The 3,539-nt window shown below is 70.9% G+C and carries 4 protein-coding genes; all 4 read right to left on the bottom strand.

Annotated elements, in window-relative coordinates; genetic code table 11:
- Positions 1 to 94: 94 nt before the first annotated feature.
- Positions 95 to 823 (bottom strand): hypothetical protein, encoded by a 729-nt coding sequence (locus tag FUT87_RS24070; protein ID WP_147242628.1) that lies wholly within the window; start codon positions 821 to 823, stop codon positions 95 to 97.
- A 234-nt stretch (positions 824 to 1,057) separates the two neighbouring features.
- Positions 1,058 to 1,237 (bottom strand): hypothetical protein, encoded by a 180-nt coding sequence (locus FUT87_RS24075; protein WP_147242629.1) that lies wholly within the window; start codon positions 1,235 to 1,237, stop codon positions 1,058 to 1,060.
- Positions 1,238 to 1,318: 81 nt separating this feature from the next.
- Positions 1,319 to 2,656, bottom strand: a complete 1,338-nt coding sequence (locus FUT87_RS24080) for a hypothetical protein (protein ID WP_147242630.1) — start codon at positions 2,654 to 2,656, stop codon at positions 1,319 to 1,321.
- Complete coding sequence (locus FUT87_RS24085) at positions 2,644 to 3,108, bottom strand: hypothetical protein (RefSeq protein ID WP_147242631.1); 465 nt, start codon at positions 3,106 to 3,108, stop codon at positions 2,644 to 2,646. The genes FUT87_RS24080 and FUT87_RS24085 overlap by 13 nt, the downstream gene beginning before the upstream one ends.
- Positions 3,109 to 3,539: the final 431 nt, after the last annotated feature.

Genomic DNA, 3,539 nt, shown 5'->3' on the forward strand with positions numbered 1-3,539 from the left:
GCGGCGAGCAGGGCCAGCAGCGCGGCGACGGGGGACCGCACGGCACGGGACAGGCCTTGCCGCCAGGCCGCACGGGTGATCATGGACATCCTTCTCATCGACCGCCCCCGGCGACGTAGGTGACCTGGCCGTCCACGACGGCCAGTTGCACGCCGAGCTGCCGGGACAGCCCCTGAAGCGCGCTTTCCTCGTCGCGGTTGGCCTGGACGAAGTTGCCGCTGTGCGACATCTCGATCGCCGCTTTCGGGTCGGTTTTCAGCAGGTCCAGGAAGCGGGCCTGGTCAGCCTGCTCCTTCTTGATCAGGGTCTGCGTGCGGTCCAGCAGCTGGTTGTAGGTGTTGAAGAAGTTCTGCATGTTGTCCCAGTCGGTCCGGGCGTCGGGGTTGCTGGCGTAGTTCCACGGCCGGTCGCGCCACCGGGTGTTGCCGGCCAGGTAGTTGTAGCGCTCGACCGGATCGCTGATCGAGGCCGCATGGCGCGAGTCGGCCTCCGAGTAATGGTTGTCGGGCTCCCGGTGATTCATGCCGAAGGCGTTGATGACGAAATCGCCGACCGGCGAGTTGGCGATCGCGCCCGCCAGTCCCATCGGGTCGATGGAGAAGTTCAGCGACAGGCCCAGCCCGCCGAAGCCCAGTTGCGCGCCGAGGTCCAGCGAGACGCTGATCGCGCCGTCGGACAGGCCAACCGAGTAGTTGAAGGTGCCGCCGATGGAGCCCGGCGTGTAGACCGTCGCGCCGCCGCCGACCGAGCCGGTGCTGCCCGACACACCGGCCGAGACGCCCGCCGACGAGCCCACGCCCACCGCGTTGTCGAAGCGCTGCACGACCCGGCCGTCGCGCAGCGTGTACTGCTCGTCGCGCGGGCGTAGACGAAGGTGCTGACCGTCGTGTCCGCATGCGCGTCGCCCAGGCCGTCCACATGGCCGCTGGCGCCGGCCTGCGCCGACACGCCGGCGCGCGCCTCGGCGCCGATCCGCAGCCCGTTGCGTCCCAGCGAGCCGATCGCGTAGGCCTCGCCCTGCGCGCCGAACATCACGTAGCCGGGGCCGCTGTGATGGTCACGTCCACATGCGCATCGGCGCTGGCTTCGAGCCGGACGCCGTGATGCCGAACTTGGCCAGGCCGGCGATCTCGCCGCTGGCCTGGGCCGACAAGTCGGCTCCGCCCAGATCGACGCTCCCTTCCACCACGCCGCTGGCGCGGCCGGAGACGCCTCCGCCGGTCGGACCGAGCGCCACGCCGCCGACGATGCCGGTGGCGTCGATGTTGCGTCCGAAGTCCTCCTCCTGCCCGCTGCCGCTGCTGCGGAACTGCCCCGCTCAGCGGCGGCGGCCACCGGCAGGTGGTGAGGCGACCGGCGCGACGATCGGGATGACCGGCGGCGTCGGCAGCGGCTCGACCAGCCCCAGCCCCAGCGAGCTCGACGCGAAGACGTCCAGCGTCCCCGCCGGGCCGTCGCCGACGCGGTAGTCATGCGTATCGGCCCCCGTCAGGCCGGTGACCCGGAAGGTGTAGCGGCCGACGGTCAGCTGGCTCAGGTCGGAGACCGGCCGTCCCTGGGGGTCATAGGCGGTGACGATCGGCGCGATGTCCAGGCGGCCGGTGATCGGGCCCTGCAGGTCGGACAGCGTCGCCTCGCCGGGCGTGCCGTACAGCTGGCCCAGGAACACGCCGCTGCTGACCGTGTAGCTCAGCGGCATTGGCAGGATCTTGTAGAGGCCGGGCCGGCTGCCGCTGTCGGCGATCCTGTAGTTCTTCGCCGAGTCGCCAGTCAGGCCGGTGAGGACCTCGAAATACGTGCCTACATGGGTGCTGCCGTCGATCGTGATGAGCTGGCCGTTGAGGTCGGTGAAGGCGACGTTGCCGCCGAGCGTGTCGCCGGACAGCACGCCCTGGAATGTCGTCGCGCCCGGCAGGTAAGGCAACGGCGTGCAGCCGGACGGCGTGCAGGCGCGGGTGTAGTTGCCGTAGACGCCTTCGGCGTCCTTGATGCCGTAGATCACGTCGCGCCGCGCGATCGAGACCCGGCCGCCGATCGGATCGACGACGTAGTTGCCCCGGCGGCTGCCGGTCAGCGACGCGCTCCAGAGGTGGTCGCCGGCATCCACGCGCGTGGCGTAGTTCAGCGTGCCGTTGCCGCTGAGGAGCTGCTGCGACTGGAACCCGTCGCCGGCCTCGAGGCGCACGCCGACGTCGTCGCCGGGCAGCACGCCCGACAGCGCGCCCAGCGTGAGCGCATCGCCGTAGACCGCGGTGGTGCTCGCGGCCGGCGTGAAGGTGAGCGGCTTGCGCGCGATCGTCAGCGGTGCCGACGCGCCCGGGGTCGACACGAAGACGTAGTTCTTCGTGTAGTCGGGCATGCCGCTGAAGCCATTCTCCAGGTGCAGGCCGGTGACCTGCTGGGTGTAGCTGCCCGCGTTGCTGCGGTCGTTGTAGGTCAGGAAGCCGCTGGCGCCCACGACGTCGAAGTTGGGCTTGACCCAGTTCTGCTCGCCATTGACCAGCCCCCAGACCGACACGGACGGTGCCACGTAGCTGCCGTAGACGGTGCTGATCGGGTCGATGGTGACGGTGACCGGCTTGGGGGCGATCGTGACGGTGCCGGCATCCCCGCCGCTGACGTAGTTCGCCGCGTCCCGCCCGCTCAGCCGCGGCACGTAGCGATACGTGCGACCGCCAGCGAGGTGGACAGCGCCGTGTCCCGGCCGTCCAGGACCGGCAGGCCCTGGACCTGGGTCGGCACGACGACATTGGTCATGAAGACCTCGTCGCCCGGCAGCACGCCGCCGGTCAGGCGCAACTGCGGCAGCGTGTCGCCGTAGGTGATGCTCAGGCTGCCGGGATCCATCGCGCGCTGGAGGCTGCGCGGCAGCACCGTGAGCTGGCCGCTGCGCGACAGCGGCAGGCCGGGCGCGCCGAAGTTCTCCGGGCTCAGGGCGTAGTTCCCCGCTTCCGCGCCCGCCAGCCCGGTGGCGTGGATGCCGTACTGGCCCGCCGGCATCCGCCCGTTGCTGGCGGGCACGCCAGCGATCGCCGTCGTCACCGAGACCGTGTCGCCCGCCAGCACGCCGTACAGGTTGCCCCCCCGTCGCCGGCAGCGCGTCGCCATAGGTGCTGGCGGTGTTGTCGATCACGGCCGTGAGCAGCTTGGGCACGACGCGGAAGGTGCTGGTGGACGCGCGGAGCATCACGTAGTTGCCCTTGTCCGCGCCCAGCAGCTCGCTGTCGACGCCGTAGGTGCCAGGGGTCAGGCGCGCGGGCAGCGTGGTCGAGCGGCCGCCGGGGAGATCGGCCCAGGCGCCCAGCGCGACGTCGTCGCCGGCGAAGGCGTTGAGGAGCTCGGTCCTGAGGGTGTAGTTGGCCGCGGACCCGTAGGTGGGCGAGACGTCGGTGTGATCCGTTCCTTGCACCCAGGCCGCATTCGCCACCACGGCAGGCGTGATCCTCAGCGTCGCGAAGCGGTTGCCCTCCGCGGCGATCACGTAGTTGCCGGCGTCCGCGCCCTCCAGGCCGGTGGCGCTGAAGGTGTAGGTGCCGACG

Source organism: Mitsuaria sp. TWR114 (assembly GCF_007997345.1).